At 53.5% G+C, this 16392-nt stretch carries 10 protein-coding genes; 6 read left to right on the forward strand and 4 right to left on the reverse strand.

Translation table 11 applies throughout. The annotated features are described in order from the left end of the window. Positions 1 to 118 precede the first annotated feature (118 nt). Positions 119 to 1603 (forward strand): hypothetical protein, encoded by a 1485-nt coding sequence (locus tag ACEQ15_RS14870; RefSeq protein WP_370280005.1) that lies wholly within the window; start codon positions 119 to 121, stop codon positions 1601 to 1603. A gap of 129 nt (positions 1604 to 1732) precedes the next feature. Here ACEQ15_RS14870 and guaD read toward each other — a convergent pair whose 3' ends face one another. The 4 genes from guaD to xdhA form a co-directional block, all read right to left on the reverse strand. Continuing rightward, the gene (guaD, locus tag ACEQ15_RS14875; protein ID WP_370280006.1) at positions 1733 to 3067 is read right to left on the reverse strand and encodes a guanine deaminase; all 1335 of its coding nucleotides are present in this window, start codon (positions 3065 to 3067) and stop codon (positions 1733 to 1735) included. Between the two features lie 58 nt (positions 3068 to 3125). Next, positions 3126 to 3956, reverse strand: coding sequence for a xanthine dehydrogenase accessory protein XdhC (gene xdhC, locus ACEQ15_RS14880; RefSeq protein ID WP_370280007.1), 831 nt, complete (start codon positions 3954 to 3956; stop codon positions 3126 to 3128). Between the two features lie 74 nt (positions 3957 to 4030). Next, complete coding sequence (gene xdhB / locus ACEQ15_RS14885) at positions 4031 to 6424, reverse strand: xanthine dehydrogenase molybdopterin binding subunit (RefSeq protein WP_370280009.1); 2394 nt, start codon at positions 6422 to 6424, stop codon at positions 4031 to 4033. Next, positions 6417 to 7856 carry a xanthine dehydrogenase small subunit gene (gene xdhA / locus ACEQ15_RS14890; RefSeq protein WP_370280010.1) on the reverse strand — a complete coding sequence of 480 codons (1440 nt, stop codon included), beginning with the start codon at positions 7854 to 7856 and terminating at the stop codon, positions 6417 to 6419. Before xdhA ends, xdhB begins: the two co-directional genes overlap by 8 nt. A 599-nt stretch (positions 7857 to 8455) precedes the next feature. On the opposite strand from xdhA, the gene ACEQ15_RS14895 reads away from it, so the two are divergent. The 5 genes from ACEQ15_RS14895 to ACEQ15_RS14915 form a co-directional block, all read left to right on the forward strand. Next, positions 8456 to 10231, forward strand: coding sequence for a GMC oxidoreductase (locus ACEQ15_RS14895; RefSeq protein WP_370280011.1), 1776 nt, complete (start codon positions 8456 to 8458; stop codon positions 10229 to 10231). Between the two features lie 317 nt (positions 10232 to 10548). After that, a complete protein-coding gene (locus ACEQ15_RS14900) occupies positions 10549 to 12309 on the forward strand; it encodes a DUF1302 domain-containing protein (RefSeq protein WP_370280012.1) in 1761 nt (586 codons plus the stop codon). 32 nt (positions 12310 to 12341) lie between these two features. Then, a complete protein-coding gene (locus ACEQ15_RS14905; RefSeq protein WP_370280013.1) occupies positions 12342 to 13688 on the forward strand; it encodes a DUF1329 domain-containing protein in 1347 nt (448 codons plus the stop codon). A gap of 225 nt (positions 13689 to 13913) precedes the next feature. Beyond that, positions 13914 to 14930 carry an AraC family transcriptional regulator gene (locus ACEQ15_RS14910; protein ID WP_370280014.1) on the forward strand — a complete coding sequence of 339 codons (1017 nt, stop codon included), beginning with the start codon at positions 13914 to 13916 and terminating at the stop codon, positions 14928 to 14930. A 120-nt stretch (positions 14931 to 15050) separates the two neighbouring features. Continuing rightward, positions 15051 to 16392 (forward strand): coniferyl aldehyde dehydrogenase (locus ACEQ15_RS14915; protein WP_370280015.1); only part of this gene is annotated, 1342 nt, incomplete at its 3' end.

The following is a 16392-nucleotide window of genomic DNA, read 5'->3' on the forward strand; positions in this document are numbered from 1 at the left end:
TGCATGCCCCTGAATCCGGGTACTTCAGCTCCTCGTTGGACAACATTCCGAGAAAACATGCATCGAGGAGTATTCATGAAAAATCCGGGCTAGCTTGAAACTTCCGTCCTCGAAGGATGTGGCAGCAGCCTTAGAATTAGCATTAGATGCAGGTGACTTTGAGGCTGCTTATGGAGTGCTTATTGCAGTTCGTTTCGGTAAGACAGTTGTTACACCATGGTTAGAAGCTTTAATAGTTCGTTGCTATCGTTGTGAAGTTTCAAAAGTTCGTGGATTATCCTGCGAATTAGCTGTTCTTAGTGACTTGGCGTTAGTAAGAGATGTGCATGTAAAGAGTGACTGGGTTGCAAGCACTGACAGGAACAGCGGCAATGAGACTTGGTTTGCGTCTATTTTATTGATTGAAGCGTGTATCAAGAAAGAGATCAGTCTTAGCGAAATGCTTAGAAGGGTAACTCCGGAGTCCTGGTTCGTTGCTGCGAATCGGATTGACGAAGCGCTTCGTAAGCCGCTAGCAGATTATATTTTACGTAGGTTAAGGGGAGGGGTCTTTGCGCTTAAAGGACTATCTAGACCTGCTTTAGATTATACGCTCTCTCCTGTAGAGCACAGTTCATACACCTTAAGAAGTGTAGATGAAGCGGATCTCAATGAAAGTCGTTTTACGCCTCAAGATTCTTTCGAAAACTTGTTTCGAGAAGATGATTTTGATGAGAAGCAAAAACGTCTAAGGACCAATTCAGAGGCCTTTTTTACACAGTTAAGCGATTCAGACGCAAGGATATTCGTTGAACGGCTCACGATCGAAGATGTTGCGCTGCTTATACACCAAGAACCGAGTTTTTTAATTCAGGTTGTTGAGATTTTAGAAGAGGTAAGCAGGTCTGAACTTGCCTGGTTAAGAAACTTAGCGTTATCAGCAGCAAATTTGCTTTCGGGGGATATGCCAGAAAGAGCAGCGTCTCTTATACATAAAGCTGTGGAGTCTAAGGGCTTCGTTAGTTATGACCTTGGAGATAGCCTTACATTGGAGCATAAAGCAGTTTGGTCATGCCAACCATCAACGGCAATAATTCAATACTGGCGTCGACGAATTTTGTCGTGTGGTAACGATGAGTCTCTAGCGATGGAGGTGTTAGCTGCTGAGCGCTTTGGGGCGAAGGGGTTTATTAAAGACTTTGTTGGTGAATTATCCGACAGTACTTTGCCGCTCGATAAAGCTTATGCGATTACTATCGCTGGATTCTCCTCGCAGATAGATGAGCTAGTTAGTGTAATTGATGCACACATAGACGATGTAGGTATTACGGGCGTCGCCGCGAAAAAGGCTAAGGCCGATCATCAAGCAATGACGTGGGCTACTAAATGGGTTAGTGAATTGTGTTCCGCTCAAACACCAGAACAGTTTTGGCGTAGCTTGATTATATTAAAGACGTGTCTAGATGCCAGAGGAGCGGCAGAGCCATTGAAGGATACTGAGTGGGCTCACTATGGGCCGCTATATCAGAGGGTTAGAGAATCGTCGATAAAAGAAATTAACAAGGCTAGAAAGAAGACTCTTGTTGGGCAAGAAGTCCCAGACCCGATTTTTCTTGCAGGGTAGGGGGAATGCTATCAGATAGCAGTAGTGTTTAGGGTGGGCTAGATTACTCGTGTGACAAATATAGCTAGCTGGTATTGGTAAAGGAGGGTAAATACCCTCCTTTACCTCGTCCCATATGGGTGAATGGAGTTAGGCGTCTACAGACTCAGCTTCCCGCTGATAAACCGACTCACCCATCGCAAACGTCTCTTTGATCGCTCGGTCATCACCCAGCGTCATCAGTACAAACAGACGCTCTTCCAGGCTCTTCGCCTGCTTCATACGATAAGACATCAGCGGCGTGCAGTTGTAATCCATTACGATAAAGTCTGCTTCGCTGCCCGGTTCCAGGCTACCGATCTTGTCATCCAGTTTCAGCGCTTTCGCACCACCCAAAGTCGCCAGGTACAGAGACTTGAACGGGTGCAGTTTCACGCCCTGAAGCTGCATCACTTTGTACGCTTCGTTCAGGGTCTGCAGAATAGAGAAGCTGGTGCCTGCGCCCACATCGGTACCCAGGCCAACCTTGATCTTGTGTGCTTCCATCTTTGGCAAGTTGAACAGGCCGCTGCCCAGGAACAGGTTAGACGTAGGGCAGAAGGCGATGGTGGAATCGGTCTCTGCGATACGTTTGCACTCGTCGTCACACAGGTGCACACCGTGGGCAAAGACAGAACGTTCGCCCAGCAGTTCGAAGTGGTCGTACACGTCCAGATAACCGTTCTGTTCCGGGAACAGCTCTTTCACCCAAGCGATCTCGTTAGTGTTCTCAGAGAGGTGGGTGTGCATGTACAGGTCTGGGTATTCGCGCAGCAGTTGTCCTGCTGCAGCCAGCTGTTCGTCACTGCTGGTTGGTGCGAAACGTGGGGTCACTGCGTAGTGCAGACGACCCTTGCCGTGCCAGCGCTCGATCAGCGCTTTGCTGTCGCGGTAGCTGCTTTCCGGTGTATCGGTCAGCGCTTCCGGTGCGTTGCGGTCCATCATCACCTTACCGGCAATCATCCGAAGGTTGCGCTCTTCGGAGGCTTCAAAGAAAGCATCTACAGATTGCGGGTGTACGGTGCCGAATACCAGCGCGGTGGTAGTACCGTTGCGCAGCAGTTCGGTCAGGAAGATGTTGGCCACATCGGAGGCGTGCTCGCCATCTTCAAAGTTCTGCTCGGTTGGGAAGGTGTAGTTGTTCAGCCAGTCGAGCAGCTGCTCCCCATAGGAGGCGATCATGCCGGTCTGCGGGAAGTGAATATGGGTGTCGATAAAGCCCGGTGCGATCAGGGCATCCGGGTAGTGGGTAATCTGCATGTCGGACGGCAGATCTTTCAGCATCTCTTCGGCGTTACCGATAGCCGCGATGCGACCCTCTTCAACGATCATCAGGCCGTCTTCAAAGTAACGGTAGCTCTCTTCCAGGCCGACTTCGGCCGGATCAGCGATGCTGTAGATCATGGAGGCACGGTAAGCCTGTGCCGTTGGCTGTAGCTGTTTCATTATTTTACTGTCTCTACAGATTAAGCGTGTAATTCTACGAGTAAAAGATGACGTATGTTTAGACCGCGAGGCGTTCGACGATCGTGGTCTCTTCCGGTGGTGACTGGGTGGCCTGGCCAAAATTCGCGTTGTAGTGGGCGATCACCTCACCGGCAACGGAGACGGCGATCTCGGCCGGCAGTTTGCCTTTCACTTCCGGGATGCCCATCGGGCAGGTCATACGTTCGATTTGCTCTTCGTTAAATCCCTTGGCTTTCAGCCTGTGTTCGAACTTCTTACGTTTGGTGTTTGAGCCGATCAGACCGTAGTAGGTGAAATCGTTACGTTTCAGAATCGCTTCGGTCAGTTCCTGATCCAACTGGTGGTTGTGGGTCATCACGATGAAGTAACTGTTGGCAGGCAGTTCATCTACCTCGTCCACCGGATACTCGTTTACGACCTTGGTCACACCGTCTGGGATATGCTCGGGAAACTCAGCTTCCCGTGAATCGATCCAGCGCACCTTGCAGGGCAGGCTGGCCAGGATTGGGATGATGGCACGGGCAACGTGGCCTGCACCGAATAAAGCGATCTGGATGGTGCTGGTGCCCAGGGGTTCGAACAGCAGGGTGGTGGCCCCACCGCAGCATTGACCCAGGCTGGCACCCAGCGAGAAGCGTTCCAGGCGAGGTTGGCTTTCGCCTTCCTCCAGCATCTGGCGGGCGATTTTGATCGCCTTGTATTCCAGATGACCGCCACCGATGGTGTCAAACTGCCTGTCCTGGCTGATAACCATTTTGGCGCCCGCATTACGCGGGGTGGAACCCCGTTCGTCCACGACGGTAATCATCACGGCCGGGGTGCCATCTGCTTCCAGTGAGGTCAGGGCTTTGATCCATTCAGTGTTCATGTTTCGCTCCCGTTATTATCTTTATTATGGGTCTTAATCGGGGGCCTGCTTGCAGGCCCCGTATTGCTCAAGTGTTAGATCGTCTCGGTGGACGCAGTTTTCTCTTCGGTTTTGCTCTGCTGCTTCAGCGTTTCGATCGCCCACAGCACCCGTTCAGGGGTTGCCGGTGCATCGATCGCAGGGCTGACGCGGTAGTCGCTCACGCTCGCAATCGCATCCTTGATCGCACAGAACACGGAGATACCCAGCATAAACGGCGGTTCACCCACAGCTTTGGAGTGGAACACGGTGTCTTCTGCGTTCTTGCGGTTCTCCACCAGACGGGTGTTGAACTTGACCGGCATATCGGAGATCGCCGGGATCTTGTAGCTGGCAGGACCGGAGGTCATCAGGCGACCCTTGTCGTTCCAGACCAGTTCCTCGGAGGTCAACCAACCCGCACCCTGTACAAAGGCACCTTCTACCTGGCCGATATCGATGGCCGGGTTCAGGGATGCACCTACGTCGTGCAGAATGTCGGCCTGCAGGATTTTGTACTCACCGGTCAGCGTATCCACGATCACTTCGGCACAAGCTGCACCGTAGGCGTAGTAGTAGAACGGACGGCCACGGGCATTGTCGCGATCGTAGTAGATCTTCGGCGTACGGTAGAAACCGGTGCTCGACAGGGAGATCTGGTTGAAGTACGCCAGCTCGATAAACTCGGCGAACGGCAGGATCTCGTCACGGATCAGCACGTAGTTGTTCTGGAAACGCACATCCTCTTCGGTCACCTGGTAGTGACGCGCTGCAAACTCCACCAGACGCTGTTTGATGGTACGTGCAGCGTTCTGTGCCGCCTTACCGTTCAGGTCAGCACCGGAAGATGCTGCTGTTGGTGAGGTGTTTGGCACCTTGTCGGTGTCGGTTGCAGTGATGTGGATGGTGTCGAAGTCCACCTGGAATTCTTCCGCCACGATCTGCGCCACCTTGGTGTTCAGACCCTGACCCATCTCGGTACCACCGTGGTTCAGATGGATGCTGCCATCGGTGTAGATGTGGACCAGTGCACCGGCCTGGTTCAGGAAGGTTGCGGTAAAGGAGATACCAAATTTCACCGGCGTCAGGGCCAGACCTTTTTTCAGGATCGGGCTGCTGGCGTTAAAGGCACGGATCTCTTCACGGCGCTTGCGGTATTCGCTGCTCTCTTCCAGATCGGCGATCATATCCGGCAGGGCGTTGTCCTCAACCTTCTGGTAGTAGTGGGTCGTATCGCGACCTTCACCGCCGTAGAGGTTGGTTTTACGCACATCCAGTGGGTCTTTACCCAACTGACGGGCGATATCGTCCAGAATGATTTCCGGCATGATCAGACCCTGTGGGCCACCAAAACCACGGTACGCGGTGTTGGATACCTTGTGGGTCTTACAGCGGTAACCGGTTACGGTGGCATCACCCAGGTAGTAGCCGTTGTCGCTGTGGAACATGGCACGGTCTACGATGGAGTTGGACAGGTCAGGGGAGTAACCACAGTCACCTGCCAGCTTCACTTCGTAACCGTTGATGCGACCTTCATCGTCAAAGCCCACTTCGTACTGGTTGAAGAATGGGTGACGCTTACCGGTCATCACCATGTCTTCCATACGTGGCAGACGCATCTTGGTTGGACGGCCGGTGTGGTGAGCAACTACAGCTGCGATACACGCAGGGCCTGCAGCCTGAGTCTCTTTACCACCGAAACCACCACCCATGCGGCGCATATCGATCTGGATTTTGTTGAAGGAGACACCCAGTACTTCGGCAACCAGCTTCTGAACCTCGGTAGGGTTCTGGCTGGAGGTGTACACGATCATGCCGCCGTCTTCGGTTGGGATGACGGAGGAGATCTGGGTTTCCAGGTAGAAGTGCTCCTGACCACCGATGTGTACAGCGCCGGTTACTTTGTGCGGCGCGGTTGCCAGTGCCTCGGAGGAATCACCACGTTTGTGGGTGTGTGGTTCGCTCACATAGTGTTCTTTCGCCAGCGCTTCTTCCACATCCAGGATTGGCGTCAGGTCTTCGTATTCGATGACCGCAGCCATCGCCGCTTTACGTGCGGTTTCGTGATCGTTTGCGGCTACGGCAACAACCGGCTGGCCGTAGAATTCAACCACGTCGTCTGCCAGCAGTGGATCACCCGGCAGTACGGCACCGATGTCCAACTGACCCGGTACGTCTTTCGCGGTGATCGCAATCGCTACACCCGGGAAGTCGTAACATGGGGTGGTATCGATCTTAGTGATACGAGCGTGGGCACGGTCGGACAGACGCGCATATACGTGCAGCTGGTTCGGGAATTCCAGACGGTCGTCTACATACACCGCTTCACCAGAGACCTGTTTGGCTGCACTTTCATGTTTTACGCTGCGGCCAACACCGGTGGTGAGGTCGTTTTTGGCCTCTGCCAGCATCTCTTCGTAAGATTTTTTATTCTTGTGATGGTTAGACATAATCTGAAACCCGTGTTGTTACTTCAGTAGCTTCAAGTTCGACAAAATAGCGGGTCAGCAGGTTTGCTGCTGCCAGCGAGCGATACTCCTTGGAGGCGCGGAAGTCAGACAGTGGTGTGAAGTCCATTGCCAGCGCTTCTTTGGCTCGCTCGATTGTCTCTTTATTCCAGGCAGCGCCTTTCAGAACCGCTTCACAGTGGCTTGCACGCTTTGGAATAGCTGCCATACCACCGAAGGCGATACGGGCATCTTCAATGCGGCCGTTGCTGATGCGCAGGTTGAAACAACCCAGTACCGCAGAAATGTCATCATCAATACGTTTAGACACCTTGTAGCTGCGGAATTCTTCGCCTGCCTGGGCACGCGGTACGATCACTTTCTCGATAAATTCGCCCGGCTGCTGCGCGGTGACTTTGTAATCGATGAAGTAGTCTTCCAGCGGGAAGGTACGAGTCTCGTCACCATCACGCAGAACAACCAGTGCATTCAGTGCGATCAGGGCCGGTGGAGAGTCACCGATAGGGGAGGCGTTACCGATGTTGCCACCCAGGGTGCCCTGGTTACGGATCTGCAGAGATGCAAAGCGGTGCAGCAGTGCGCCGAAATCCGGGAACTCGTCGGTCAGTGCGTTGTAGCAGCTAGTGAGGGATGCGGCAGCACCCAACTCGATACGGTCTTCAAAGACTTCGATCTGCTTCATCTCGGCGATGTCGCCGACGTAGATCAGCTGCTCGATATCACGGTGGAACTGGGTCACTTCCAGCGCCAGGTCGGTACCACCGGCAACCAGTTTTGCGGTTGGGTTCGCTTTGTACAGCGTTGCCAGCTCGCTCACTGTGCGTGGGTTGAAGGCGTATTTGCTGCCATCGGTGATCTCTGGCTGAGCGTCCTGCTGCAGAGCACGCAGGCGAGCAACAGTCTGCTCTTTAGCGCGATCGAACTGGTCTGGCGTCTTGTCTTCATACATCTGCTCAGTGGCATCAATGATCGGACGGTAACCGGTGCAACGGCACAGGTTGCCTGCCAGCGCTTCGTGAATGTCTTCGTGGCTTGGGTGGCTGTTGTTTTTGCCCAGGGCAAACATGGACATCACAAAACCCGGAGTACAGAAACCACACTGGGAACCGTGGCATTCCACCATCGCCTGCTGAGCGGGGTGAAGCTTGCTGCCCTCTTTCAGGTCTTCGACGGTGATCAGTTGTTTGCCATCCAGGGCAGAGATAAAGGTCAGGCAAGAGTTGATACTGCGGTAGCGGATCTCGTCGCCATCTAGTTCACCGATAACAACAGTACATGCTCCACAGTCACCTGAGGCACATCCTTCCTTTGTTCCGGTTTTTGCTGCATAACCGCGCAGGTAGTTCAGGACCGTCATATTGGGGTCGATACTCTGTTCTTCACGCAGTTCTTGATTGAGTAAGAACCTGATCAAGGCGGGCCTCCTATTTTTGTATTTTTTATTTGGTGCGAATTGTATACATGCATTAAAGAAAAAGCTGACCTTCAAGTCAATAAAAATTGTCCTGCTGGTCAGGAAATTATAGATGTGAATTTTTCATATTGTGGGAATCTTTGCGGGAACTCGACTGAAATCGCTGATTAATAAGGGCTTATTGTGGTCATGTGACAAACCGCATACTGGTGGCTGGTCGAGTGGATTGAGGCGGGATTCCGGGTGTTTCTCCCGTTTTTGAGGTTATAGGAGGGGGAGCGTGGCTCCTGCGTGTTGTGTACAACTTCGCCCCAGCACAGACATTCTGGTCAGAATGCAGAGAAAGACTCGTTGGGTGAACCTTGCCAGATGCCCACCAGATCCTGTCGATCATAGCTGCCTGGTATGGATATGTGGTCAGAGCTCGCCATTCACTTGTCCCTGAGGCGCCCTGGCGTCGCAACGACAAAGGGGCTTGCTAAGATCCGTGAGGCTGATGGGTCACCCGGATTACACAACCGTTTGGTATTTGATTTGTAGTACTCACCGTATTTCGCACCCATCGACCTGGATTACTAACCACGTGGAGAGGCTTCCCGATGAGTGTGCGTTTTGATTTCGACCAAGTGATTATTGGTTCCGGTTTTGGTGGCTCCTGCAGCGCGCTGCGGCTGAGTGAGAAGGGCAACCGGGTGTTGTTACTGGAGAAGGGGAAGCGTTGGAAAGATGAAGACTTCGCCGACAACTCCTGGAACTTGCGGAAGTGCCTTTGGGCGCCCAAGCTGGGATTACGCGGAACGCTGCAGCTCAGTTTTACCCGCAAGATCACGGCGTTGCACGGTGTGGGGGTCGGTGGTGGCTCTTTGGTGTACGCCAATGTTCATCTGATACCCGAAAACAAGGTGTTCGAATCGGAGCCCTGGTCGCGTGTGCACAGCGATTGGAAGCAACGCCTGATGCCGTATTACGGACTAGCGCAGCGGATGATCGGGGTTGCGCGTAGTGACTATCAAAATGCCGCTGATGGTGCCCTGGAAGAAACTGCACGCCGTATGGGACGCGAGGCGACCTACCAGACCGTAAATACGGGGGTACTGTTTGCCGAGGATCCGAACGACGATACCGGGCGAGATCGTGGCGATCCCTACTTTGCCGGAGATGGTCCCGCCCGCAACAGTTGTCAGAACTGCAGTGCTTGTATCCTCGGTTGTCGCCACAACGCCAAGAATACATTGGAGAAGAATTACCTCTGGTTTGCAGAGCGCAATGGCGTCGAAATTCGTGCGGAAAGTGAGGTGGTGCGGATCGAACCTCTGCCCAATGAGCAGGGCGCGCGTGATGGAAGTGCTGGCTACGAGCTGACGGTTCAAAGTTCTACTGCGCGCTGGTTCAAGCGACCCTACAAGGTCCGTACCCGTGGTGTTGTCGTCTCTGCCGGGGTGTTAGGTACCATACCGTTGCTGCTTAAAGCCCGTGATGTTGATAAGACTTTACCCAACATCTCCTCCCAACTGGGCCGACAGATCCGTACCAACTCGGAAACCCTTATCGTAAACAGCGATTGCAAATTTCCGGATGCGCAGGGGGATTCGCAGGAGATCTGTCACGGTCCAACCATCACCAGTATGTTCGATCCAGACGATGAGACCCGTATCGAGATCAACCGCTTTCCCCGTTATGGCGATGCTACCTTTGCATTGCAGGGGGCTGTGCCGCTGACCGATTCCAGCGGCCGTATACCACGCCCGGTGAGTATGTTGATCAATATGCTGCGTCAGCCGCTTACCACACTGAAAATGGTGAATCCGGTGGGTAAATCCCGAAACAGTATTATCTTTCTGGTGATGCAGACCAAGGATTCCTTCGTGCACATGCACAGCAAGCGGCCGTGGTACAAACTTTTCCGGCCTGGTTGGGGGATGTTTCAGGAGTCCGGTGACAGCCCGTTGACCAACTATTTTCCAATCGCCCATAAAGCTGCGCGCCATTATGTGGAGGCGGCTGGAGGTGGCCAGCCTGGGAATGTGGCAACTGAGGTGATAACCGGCGCCCCAAGTACGGCACATATCATGGGCGGTGTGGCGATTGGTACCGGTCCGGAAAACGGTGTGGTGGATGATACCGGTCAGGTGTTTGGTTACCAAAACCTGCGGGTCATCGACGGCTCGCTCATTCCGGGGAACCTTGGGGTTAATCCGTCACTGACGATTCTGGCGCTGGCTGAACATGCGATGTCTAAGGTGCCGATGTTTGATTCCTTGCGTGCCGCAGCAATCAAGCCCGTGCAGTTTTCTTCACCGCTTAAGGGGCAGGTCTCTGCATTGAATGGTGAAGGTGATCTGTTGCGTCAGATCATGACCGAAACCATCGAATAAGCTGACGTACTCTGCTTTCTGATCCCCTGGGGGCCGTGTCTGCGGCCCTCGTTACTCTCTTCTATTGCCACACTCCATTTTGGCTCCAGGCCGGGTAACAGCTGCTCATTGGGAGGCTGTTGTGAAACGAATTTGGATGAACCTGATCGTGTTGGAAAAGCGGGTTGTCACCCATGGCGTCAAATGACAAATGCTGTGCGGCTAATGACCGAATGATAACGATGGTTACCTTTTAGGATTAGAGGTGTCCAGACAGGCCTGTCGTTATCTACAGGCCCGGGGCGGATCATCAACCTAAAAATAAGAAGACCAGATAGATGATGAAAAGACAGTATCCACACGAAGCCGTAAGGCATTTTCCAAAAGCATTAATCTGCACCGCGATTCTATCTACACCGGTGCAGGCGATTGAATTCAGTATTGGTGAGATTGAAGGCAGTTTCGACTCGCAGTTGTCCATAGGTGCCAGCTGGCGCGTAGAGGATGCCAATCCCGCGTTGATCTCGCCGGGTAACGGCGGCACCAATCCAAACAATGGCCCGAACAATGATGACGGCAACCTGAACTTTGCCGAGGGCGAAACCTACTCGAAGATCTTTAAAGGCATACATGACCTTGAGTTGCGTTATCAGAACTATGGCGCTTTTGTTCGCGGTAAGTACTGGTATGACTTTGAGCTGGAAGACGAAAAGCGACCGCACGGTCATTCTGCAAACGGCTTTGCCAGCAATGAACCGCTGAGCGATGACGGTTTCAACGATTTCGCCCAGTTCTCGGGGGCAGAAATCCTGGATGCCTTTGTGTACGGCGAGTTCGAATTGGGTGAGATGCCGCTGGATCTGCGCCTTGGACGGCAAGTGGTCAGTTGGGGTGAAAGCACCTTTATTCGTGGCGGCATCAACGTCATCAACCCGGTTGATGTGGCTGCTTTTCGCCGCCCGGGCGCGGAGATAAAAGAGGGTCTGCTGCCGGTCAATATGGCATACGCTAACCTGGGGCTGACCGAAAACCTGAACATCGAGGGCTTCTATCAGCTTGAGTTTGAACAGACCGTTCTTGATGGTTGCGGCACCCTTTACGCCCTGAACGACTTTGCGTCTGAAGGCTGTAACCAGATCAATATCTCCCAGTTGGCAGACGCTACCGCATTGGCAGGTGGTTACACTGTTGCCCGTAATGCCGATGGTGTGCGCGAAGCGGACGATGATGGCCAGTTTGGTGTGGCGCTGCGTTACCTGAGTGAAGAGCTAAACGACACCGAATTTGGTTTTTACTTCATCAACTATCACAACCGCCTTCCATCCCTGGCCGGGGTGAAAGCGGGGGCTGGGAATCCTGTGCCATTTGTGCCGGGTGACCCGTTTGGTGCCAATCCCACCTATTTCTCCACCTATGTGGAAGATATCCAGCTCTACGGCCTGAGTGCCGCCTCCAACGTGGGGGAGTGGGCCGTATCCGGTGAGATCAGCCACCGCAAAGACGTACCGATCAATATCAACGGCCCGACCTTTGTGCAGGCGATGCTGACTGGCGGCGCGTTGCCGAGCAACCCGGTGTCTTCAACAGTGGCGGCGGCCGGTGCAGGTGACGTGATTAATGCATACCGCCTGTATGACATGAGCCAGATACAGGCGACAGGTATCCGTACCTTCAGCAATGTGCTGGGGTCGAGCAACCTGACATTCATCGCCGAAGCGGGCTGGACCCATGTACATGGTCTGCATGAGTCCATTCCGCATGAGCGTGCCGGCACCTATGGCACCGGTGTTGCCAGTGACGATGGTTTTATCACCAGCAACTCCTGGGGATACCGACTACGTGCAAAAGCGGACTACAACGACGTATTCGCCAGCATCAATTTACGCCCGGGCATTGCGTTTGCGCACGACGTGAAAGGTTTTGGACCGCAGGCGAGCGGTGGCTTCCAAGAGGGGCGTAAGGCGCTGGGATTGTCCCTGACTGCGGATTACCTGAATCGCTACAGTGCGAATCTTTCCTACACCCGATTCTTTGGCGGTGACTTCAACATCACCGAGGACAAGGATTTTATCTCCGCCAGCTTCAGTGTTTCGTTCTAAACATTTGGCGACCGTGAATAGGCAGATCGATTATGAATAAAAACAAAACAATCGCAGGTGTCTCTCTTGTTCTGGCTTTGGGCGCACCTCAGGCAATAGCTGCGGTATCCGCAGAGGAGGCTGCACGTCTGGGCCAGGACCTGACGCTTATGGGGGCAGAACGTTCCGGGAATGCAGATGGCACGATTCCGGAATGGACCAATAAACCGTTGGCATCTACGGATGTGGATGCACTTCTGCAGGAAAAACCTCTGTTCACAATCACCGCAGAGAACGTTGAGCAATACAAAGACCGTCTCTCTGCGGGGCAGTTGGTGATGTTCAATACCTATCCTGACAGCTACAAGATGAACGTCTATCCAACCCACCGTACGGCGGTGTATCCCAAGGCGATCTATGAGAAGGGCGTTGCCAATGCCACAACGGCAAAGCTGGTGGAAGGTGGCAACGGCATCTCGGATTTCAACGGTATTACACCGTTCCCGATCCCTCAGAATGGTCTGGAGGTGGTGTGGAATCACATCACCCGTTACCGCGGCGGTATGTTGGAGCGAGAGGTTGTACAGCTACCGGTGGCACGCAACGGTGCCTTCAACCCGATCAGTGTGTATGAAACCTTTTTGATGCCGTATCAGGTAGAAGGGTACGAGCTGAAGAAGGATGACGACAACATCATCTTCTACTACACCCAGAAGATTCAGTCGCCGCCCCGCTTAACCGGCAACGTGCTACTGGTGCATGAAACGCTGGATCAGGTAAGGCAGCCGCGTCAGGCCTGGAAGTACAATGCCGGACAGCGCCGGGTGCGCCGTGCGCCTCAGGTGGCCTACGATTCACCGGGAAGCGCAACCGATGGCCAGCGTACAACGGATCAGTTGGATATGTTTAACGGTGCACCTGACCGTTATGAGTGGAAGTTGGTTGGGAAGCAGGAGCTGTATATTCCATACAACTCGTTCAAGCTGGCGTCCGGCGAGCACAGTTACAAAGACATTACCCGCCCAGGCCACCTGAACCCTGAGCTGACCAGCTACGAGTTACACCGTGTGTGGAAGGTGGAAGCGACCCTGAAAGAGGGCGCGCGCCATGTGTATGCCAAGCGCGTGTTCTATATCGATGAGGACTCCTGGCAGATCGCCGTGGCTGATCTGTACGATGGCCGTGGGCAGCTATGGCGTGTGCAGGAAGGGCATCAGATGCAGTATCTGGCGCCTTCCGTGCCATGGCTTGCCGCTGAAACCAACCATGATCTGCAATCCGGACGTTTTTTGGTGAGCGGGTTATCGAATGAACGCAGCGAATCCGGATACAACTTCGATTTTGTTGCCAAGCGTAACACGTTCACCCCTTCGGCAATTCGACGTGCAGGGAAGCGCTAACCTGAGTTTTTAACGCTAACGGGTTTCTCCAGGGATCCGATTAGTAAACCAGTTTATTGCCACTTACGCCGTGACCGGGTCGAAAGGCCTGCCACGGCGCTTTTTTGTTACCCGCTAGTCCATTCCCCTCTGATACCCGCTCTATTGACTCAGGCGATACGCTACTTTATAGCTATATGGATACATCCCCGTCGAGTTTGTATCAGAAAGGGAAAATAATAAGAAATGCATAGAGACCCCACCACCAGAGCCTCTTGGGCGTTGGCGATTGCGCGGGCGCTGGAAGCCAGCGGCTATGACCCGAAATCAATCTTTGCCGAAGCCGGGCTGGATCTGAGCCAGGCAACTGATCCCGAGATGCGCTATCCGGTCGATAAAATGACCATCGTGTGGCAACAAGCAGTCGAAAAAACAGGCAATGCCTGTTTCGGACTGGATGTCCCACAGTTCACTCACCCGACCACGTTTAATGCGCTGGGTTTTGCGTTGATGGCTAGCGAGAGCCTGAAAGAAGCACTGGAACGCATCGTTCGTTTTTCTCGTACTGTGACTGATGCCGCAGACGTCAGGCTGGAAGCGGAGCGTGACAGCTATAAGTTAACCCTGGAAAGTGTCAGCGCCACACGGATCTCTGCCTATGAATCGGTTGACGGATTTGCCGCGACAATCATCTATATTTTGCGCCAGTTGTGCCAGGAAGATATCAAGCCGCAGGAAGTGACATTAATTCGTCCGGAGCCGGACGGTGCCAAACGTTTTTCTGAGTTCTTCCAGGCCCCAGTGGAATTCAGCGCCGCTGAAAACTCTATACGTTTCTCTAAAGAACAGATGGAAGCGAAACTACCGACAGCTAACTCTGAACTTGCCCAGATGAATGACCGTGCAATGACGGAATACCTGTCGCGCTTTGACAAAGAGGATATCGTTGCGCAGGTCAGGGCGATTTTGCTGGATCAGTTATCAGCCGGTACCGCCAGCCAGGAAAATGTCGCCAGCTCGTTAAATATGAGTCAGCGCAGCTTGCAGCGACGACTAAAGGAAGTGGAAACCTGCTATGCGGATGTACTGGATCAGATTCGAGAAGACCTTGCCTGTCAGTACCTGAAACAGTCAAAAATACCTTTGATCTCAATAACCTATCTGCTTGGCTTTTCCGATCCCAGTAACTTCAACCGGGCGTTTAAGCGCTGGAAGGGAGTCAGTCCCAGCCAGTATCGTAAGGCCAATACTGCTGCGGAATAATCGAAACCCGCCTCAACATCATGGGCGCTACGGACAATCAGTTGTCCGCTTAAGCCCATTACTCCTGGTTAGAACACATTAAGGTATCTCCAAAGAATAATATTCAAGGAGGTACCTTTGATGTCCGCCGTGGCTCAAGTAACTTCAATCGCCCCCGCCGTTTCCGAGCTGGAAGGTTTGCTGCACAGCCAGCGCATGGCGTGTCGGGAGCATGGCATCATGAGTCTCGCCGAGCGCCGTCATCACCTGAAGGTGCTGGAGCAGATGTTGCTGGATAATCAGGATGCGATTGTCGAGGCAGTCTCAAAAGACTTTGGCAACCGGGCGCCGCAGGAAACCCGCCTGTTGGAGCTGTTTCTGAGTGTTGATGGCATTCGTTATGCGCGGCGTAAACTGCGCAAGTGGATGAAGCCCCAACGCCGGGGTGTATCGATCTGGTTCGCCGGGGCGCGCAATAAGGTGATCCCGCAGCCGCTGGGCGTTGTGGGCATCGTAACCCCCTGGAACTATCCGTTATTTCTGGCCATCAGCCCGTTAACCTGCGCTTTGGCGGCCGGCAACCGCTGCATGATCAAGATGGCGGCCAATTCGGCTAACCTGGCTGCGTTGCTGCACCGGTTGATCGGTGAGAACTTTCCCCCTGAACTGGTGACTGTAGTGCCGGGTGCCCGAGGTTCGGAATTCTCTGCGCTACCGTTCGACCACCTGCTGTTTACCGGCTCGGGTGAGACCGGCAAGGCGGTGATGGGGGCCGCTGCGAAAAACCTCACGCCGGTGACGCTTGAGCTGGGCGGTAAGTCGCCCACGATCATTGCCGAGGATTACCCGGTTAAGAAGGCGGCCGAACGTTTTCTGTTTGCCAAATTCATGAATGCAGGACAAACCTGTGTATCACCGGATTATCTGTTTATCCCGGAAGGCAAGCTGGAGGAGTTTATCCGACATGCGAAGGCGGTGGTCAGTCGGCGATATCCTGATATTGAAAGCCGTGATTACACCTCTATCATTGACGATAAGGCCTATCAGCGTCTGGTGGACACGGTTGCTGATGCAGAAGCGAAAGGGGCCAAAGTGGTGAGCCTTGTGCCCGGCAGCTGTGCTAATCCCGCCACCCGCAAATTGCCACCACGGATACTAACCGGGGTTACGGATGAGATGCGTGTGATGCAGGAGGAGATCTTCGGGCCGCTGCTGCCGATCAAGACCTATCGCGATCTTGGCGAGGTGATCGACTACATCAATGACCGTGACCGGCCGCTGGCACTTTATCTGTTCAGCAATGTGAAGCGCACCCAGAAGAAGGTGGTTGAAAGTACGATGTCGGGTGGTGTCTGTCTTAACGAGGCGGCGGCACATGTGGCGCAACACGATATGCCGTTTGGTGGTGTCGGTGCCAGTGGTATGGGTCACTACCATGCAAAAGAGGGATTCTTCGCGCTCAGCAAAATGCGGCCGGTATTCA

The organism is Pontibacterium sp. (assembly GCF_964228735.1).
Taxonomy (GTDB): Bacteria; Pseudomonadota; Gammaproteobacteria; order Pseudomonadales; family Balneatricaceae; genus Pontibacterium.